This is a genomic window from Nonlabens dokdonensis, assembly GCF_002162835.1.
Classification (GTDB): domain Bacteria; phylum Bacteroidota; class Bacteroidia; order Flavobacteriales; family Flavobacteriaceae; genus Nonlabens; species Nonlabens dokdonensis_B.
In genome coordinates this window covers 1-5,724 of record NZ_MAAX01000137.1, presented here as the reverse complement: position 1 = coordinate 5,724, position 5,724 = coordinate 1, and the positions used below count along the sequence as shown (strand labels likewise).

Below are 5,724 nucleotides of genomic sequence, written 5' to 3'. Positions count from 1 at the left end.
CTTTATTGACGCTGTAAGAGCATTTGCTATTATCATGATGCTACAAGGACATTTTGTAGACACTTTACTAGCAGTAGAATACCGTGATGAGAGCAATATCATATTTCAAATATGGAAATATTTTAGAGGTATTACGGCTCCTACTTTTTTTACTATTTCTGGTATTATTTTTACTTACCTGTTAATGAGGTCTAAGAAAAATGGTACTAGTAATAAACGTATTAAAAAAGGAATTACCAGAGGTATAATGCTTATTGCTATAGGCTATACATTGAGAGCGCCGGTTTTTGACTGGATTCAAGGAGTTTTTAGAGATTACTTTCTAATTGTAGATGTATTGCAGTGTATAGGCTTGTCATTATTAATTACGGTACTTATTTATTTAGCTACCTTTAAAAAGTCTGCAGTATTCTCAATTATTATGTTTTTACTAGCGACCATAGTATTTTTATGCGAGCCTCTATATCGCTCTTTAGACTTAAGTGACACGCCGTTATTTCTAGCTAATTATCTTACTAAATCTAATGGCTCAGTTTTCACCATTATACCATGGTTTGGTTATACGGCTTATGGAGCATTTATTGCCACTCTGTTTTATGAATTTTTAGAAAAGCCTAGATTTAAACTAGCACTACTGTCTGGCCTAGCTGTTATAGGTAGCGCACTTATTTTTAAATCGTCCTGGTTTTTTAATTGGATTTATTTAAAAACCGATTTTCAATTACTTAAAGACGTTGCTTATTACAATTACTTATTTACACGTTTAGGTAATGTTCTCGTTTTACTAGGATTATTCTATCTGTTAGAACGCTATATAAAACAATCGCTCATATTAAAAATAGGGCAGAAAACATTATCCATATACATTATTCACTTTGTTATAATTTATGGAAGTATTTCAGGAATCGGATTACATCAAGTTCTAGGTAAATCATTGAATCCTTATCAAGCAGTAATAGGAGCAATATTATTTGTAACTACGGTTTGCGCATTATCACTTTATAGAGTTAAGACAAATCATTTTGTGTATCAGCAAGTAAGAAAGTTTTGGGACAAGCGTATAAACTCTAGCCAAAGTATTTAAGCCTAAAATATGAGCATTTAAACGATTTAAAATGTTAACATTCTACATATTTCAGATTAGTTGACTATAAATATAAATTTGCAGCTTAATTAAACAATTAACCATGAATAAATTATTAGTTGGAGTTTTTGCTCTAGGATTAATTTTCACTACAAGTTGTAGAGAAGTAGAAGAAGGTATGAATGATGCTAAGGCTGGAATGGAAGAAGCTGGTGAATCTATAAACGACGCTGCTGGCGATTTAAAAGATGCTGCAAATGAAGGTATAGATAACATCAAAGATGGCGCTAAAGAAGCTGGCGAAGCAATCAATGAAGCAGGAAAAGATATTAAAGACGCTGCAAACGAGGGCATTGAGAATATCAAAGATGGTGCAAAAGAAGGAGCAAATGCCGTAGAAGGAGCTGCAAAGGATGGAATGGACGCTATGAAAGAAGCTGGCGAAAACATTCAAAGCGCTGCGAAAGACGGTATGAATAAAGCTGGAGATGCTGTTAATAAAACAGCCGCAGACACTAAAGCCACTGCTGATAAAGCTGCTGCAGATTTAAAAAATAAAATGAACGGAAACTAAACTTTTTTTCTTTCCCCAATTTAAAAACCGCTTTTAAAGCGGTTTTTATATGTTTAATATTCAGGGTTTTCTACTTGTTAAAGAATATTATAATAGCCAGCCATTTGATATAAAAAGAGTAATATTCCAGCAATGATTAAGTAGATATTACAGGCTTTATAAAAAGCTTGATAGCTGCTTTTTTTCTTCCATAATCTAATTAATAAAACAATAGGTATTAAAGCTGTAATTTGCCCTAACTCTACTCCTAGATTAAAACTTAAAATCTTTAAAAGAACTTGATCTGTTCCCATATCAAAAGATTGTAATCTAGTAGAAAGCCCCATTCCATGAATCAGTCCGAATAATAAAACCATTAAAAACAAATTAGGTGCTTTTACATTAAAGCACCTTTCAAAGCCTTTCAAGTTCTCAAAACCTTTATACAGCACACTTAAACCTATGATTGCATCTATGATATTTTCATTTACCTGAATTTTCATAAAAGTAGCTCCTATAAGCATAATACTATGGCCTATGGTAAATACGGTAATGAACTTTAAAATATCCTTTATGCTCTTCAAAAAGAAAATGACCCCAGTAAGAAATAGCAAATGATCGTAACCAGTAACCATGTGTTTGGCTCCTACCCATATATAAGAAAGCAAACCGCCGTTGTTGAGTATTTCTTGATCTCCTGAACTTACATCATGAGCAAAAACAACAACAGGAATAAAAAATAAACCAAGTGAAAGTAAAAGTTTGGGATTCTTAAACATCTTATTTTTTCCTATTAAACAAAAAGAAAAGAATTCCTACGAGAACAAAACTCCCGATCCAAAACACATAAGAAGGAATACCACCTTCTTCATGATCGTGGTGATCATGCTCTGCAGTATCATGACTGTGGCTTGCATTATCATGGCTATGATCGCCAGATCCTACTTGAAACGTAAGTGTTGCCCAATTGGACTCATGGGTTAACCCTTCTATAGTCGACTTTTCCATATGAATGGTTTTAAGAAACCATACTCCGCTAGAATCTAGGTTAAATTTCACGATCCCATTCTCATCTGTACGTACTTCTTTTAAGTCATCGTGAGAATGTTCTTCTCCTTCATTTTCATCATGAGAATGCTCTTCACCGCCATTATGAGAATGTGTTCCATTTTCAGCATGTTGATGGTCTTCTTTATTACCTATAAGGACCAGCTGATTTTTAAGAGGTTTTCCTCTCAACAGCAAACGCACTTCTAGATCATGACCTGCATGGATCTCATAAGGATTTTCTAAGGGTACAAATTCAATAGGGTAACCCAAAACTGTTTTCCAGTCTTCACTCCTATCATTTCCCACTTGAAAAATAGTCTTCACATGCTTAGAATATTTTTCTACCGCATCCTGATCGAGCTCGTTGTTATCCTTACGATATTGAAGCATGTCTACTACTCCATCGTGATCCAGATAGTTGTTAAACCGCTCGGCTTCCATTGCTATGTTTCTAGGCGCAGTAGAAACTCCAGCAATCCAAGTTCCTGATTTTCCAGTAGTAAAATCTAAGTAAGTACTCAAGTCTTTTTCAAACCATTGTGTAGAATCTACCTCAGTACGCTGGCCATTTCCTACCAGACTCACATCCAGCATTCTGTTGCGATCAATGGTATTTTCACTGTTTTCAAAAGTCCCATTTACTAATTCTATAACAGCTGGCATTTCTGGTTCCAGAAAGTAGTTATCTAATTTCAAGAACATGTCGTGACTGCATAGCAAAAGAATAGCAACAGCACCTAAAAGTATTTTCTTATTCATAATATCTGGTAAAAATCAATTTAACAAATATGAGGTAAATGCTCTTTTTGTCTTCTATACCACTGTCAAATTAGGAATATTATAACATAAAAGCCTACTTTAATAGAAGATTATATTATAATGAAGAGATGATTTAATTTGTAAAGACTTTATGGAGATTCCGCTTTCGCGAAAGCGGAAGAGCAGCTATCACCTAACCTAAAACCTAGTATTTTTTTCTTCATTCAACTTAAAATAAGACGACAGGTCTTATACTTGTATTTCTCGTAATGAATAAATACAAATACGTCCAAACCAACAAAAAATGTATACAAAAACAGCTGGATGAGTGAACTAGAAATCCCTATAACCGATGTCGAAAATTTTATCTATTGCCTAGAAGTAGTACCAGACGCTGATGTAATTGAAACTACAGAGGTTGTAAAAATCCTTGAAGACATCGCTTTAAATCAAAATATTACTAGTATCTATAAAGCTTGTGATACCATGGAAGACTTAGAAGAAAGTATAAGTAATTTGCTTTATGACGACCACAATTTCAAGGATTATGAGATCATATATCTAGTACTTCCAGGAGACGCAAATAACATATTAATCAATAATTATTATTACAGTATAGGTGAGATAGCAGAGCTTTTTGAAGGCAAATTAGACAATAAAGTCATTCACTTTTCAAACAAAAAATTATTAGACCTTACTGATGAAGAGTCACAATATTTTCTAGATGTCACTGGTGCGAGAGCTGTCTCTGGATACGGTTACTCCACAAATAGTATGTCCAGCGCGTTTACTATAGATCGTGTATTTTTTAGTTTGTTTTATGAAGATGATGATTTAATAGAAGTAGTAAAACGTATGTATGACAAACACAGCAAGTTGTGTAATGCGTTAGGTTTTAGACTGTACTATTAAACAGAAAATAGCCATCATAAAAAAAGCCCTTCATTTCTGAAGGGCTTTCATTCTGTGCGGATGACAGGAATCGAACCTGCACGCCGTGAAGCACTAGATCCTAAGTTTTGACCACTCATTTTTTCATTACCTATTTTACTCATCATCAAATGTTTATATTTCAAAATTCAGGTAAATATAATCAAAATGATACTCACCTATGATACTCACACAATGTTTTTTTGAAACATTTAAAAAGGAAAGCTATTTCTAGCTTTCCTTTCTTTATGAACTCTATTCGCATTACAAATGCTAAGCTTTAACGAACGCGTTACAAACGTGCGCGACGTGGGGTGTTGTTTTCTCTAATTCCATGATAGAAGCATTGAACAAAGTAATTAAACACCAATTCCTTTTTCATCAAGAAATCACTTCAAGAGAACAACTCACAAAATACCTAAATCAAACAGTTATAATCTATAACGAGCTAAGACCTCAAATGAATCTAGGTGGCAATACTCCTCTTGAAACTTTTAACGGACTTTCTATAGATTTATCTCAATACACCAGAGATTTTAAAGAACAAAAACAACTAAGAATACTTACCAATAGGAAAAATGCCTGTACTTTATATCACTAAAGAAATAATTCCTTAAAACGTATAAAAGGAAAGCCGTTTATGACTTCCCTTTTACACTTTCAAATACTATCTAAATAATTACTAGTTCTATTTCAATACAATCCCTTATAAGGAACACTCTATTTCAAAATAGCCTCGTAGGTTGCATGGCTGCACAAGAATATGACGTTTTAAAATACCCTTAAAGGTTGCATTGGGAGTTATTGAACAAAATAATTAAATTCAATATAAAACTTCCTATCCTTTAAAACTTCTTTCGTTTGTACTATGTGGTTAATTAGAATAGCTCTAAAGTTCTTTTTCCCTGTTTCTTTTGAATATATATCCAAAATAATATCATTTTCCAATCCATTCAACTCTAACACGTCCATATTCTTATCTGATAAATTCTTAATAGTATCTAAGGGAATTCGATTCTCATTTGTAAATTTTGGATCTAAATTATATCCATACTTAGGCACTAATAGATACGAATTACTTTTTTCAGAAATTGAATAATCGTTAAAGTAAAGATGAATTCTATTTTTTTGCCCCAACACTACAGTGTCTTCATACTTTTTGTAAAAATAATTCCCTCCGATAGTATCACCTTTTTTATCAAATATCCAGTTTTGGTTTAAATAAGACTTATTTCTAATATTTTTAAATTCGATAATTTCTTGTAGCTGCCTGTCTTTATACAATTTCCATCTACCTATAAGTATAGAATCGTTGAGCAAAGTTCCTTCTTTTCTTACATAACCATTA

Annotated in this window: 7 protein-coding genes; 4 read left to right on the top strand and 3 right to left on the bottom strand. The window is 32.9% G+C overall.

Annotated elements, in window-relative coordinates; genetic code table 11:
* Together A9Q93_RS09265 and A9Q93_RS09260 are read left to right on the top strand one after the other, a co-directional pair.
* On the top strand, positions 1 to 1,084 hold a 1,084-nt coding region (locus A9Q93_RS09265), incomplete at its 5' end, for a heparan-alpha-glucosaminide N-acetyltransferase domain-containing protein (RefSeq protein ID WP_303687118.1).
* A gap of 103 nt (positions 1,085 to 1,187) precedes the next feature.
* Complete coding sequence (locus A9Q93_RS09260) at positions 1,188 to 1,658, top strand: hypothetical protein (protein WP_303687117.1); 471 nt, start codon at positions 1,188 to 1,190, stop codon at positions 1,656 to 1,658.
* Positions 1,659 to 1,735: 77 nt separating this feature from the next.
* On the opposite strand, the gene A9Q93_RS09255 is transcribed toward A9Q93_RS09260, so the two are convergent.
* Entirely contained in the window at positions 1,736 to 2,416 is a 681-nt protein-coding gene (locus A9Q93_RS09255) for a HupE/UreJ family protein (protein ID WP_303687115.1), read from the bottom strand.
* Position 2,417: 1 nt separating this feature from the next.
* Positions 2,418 to 3,446 (bottom strand): DUF4198 domain-containing protein, encoded by a 1,029-nt coding sequence (locus A9Q93_RS09250; RefSeq protein WP_303687114.1) that lies wholly within the window; start codon positions 3,444 to 3,446, stop codon positions 2,418 to 2,420.
* 324 nt (positions 3,447 to 3,770) lie between these two features.
* Here A9Q93_RS09250 and A9Q93_RS09245 point away from each other — a divergent pair, with 324 nt between their 5' ends.
* Positions 3,771 to 4,358 carry a DUF6642 family protein gene (locus A9Q93_RS09245; RefSeq protein ID WP_303687113.1) on the top strand — a complete coding sequence of 196 codons (588 nt, stop codon included), beginning with the start codon at positions 3,771 to 3,773 and terminating at the stop codon, positions 4,356 to 4,358.
* 352 nt (positions 4,359 to 4,710) lie between these two features.
* The gene (locus A9Q93_RS09240; RefSeq protein WP_303687112.1) at positions 4,711 to 4,977 is read left to right on the top strand and encodes an integrase core domain-containing protein; all 267 of its coding nucleotides are present in this window, start codon (positions 4,711 to 4,713) and stop codon (positions 4,975 to 4,977) included.
* A 200-nt stretch (positions 4,978 to 5,177) separates the two neighbouring features.
* On the opposite strand, the gene A9Q93_RS09235 is transcribed toward A9Q93_RS09240, so the two are convergent.
* A partial coding sequence (locus A9Q93_RS09235) for a hypothetical protein (protein ID WP_303687111.1) occupies positions 5,178 to 5,724 on the bottom strand: 547 nt, incomplete at its 5' end.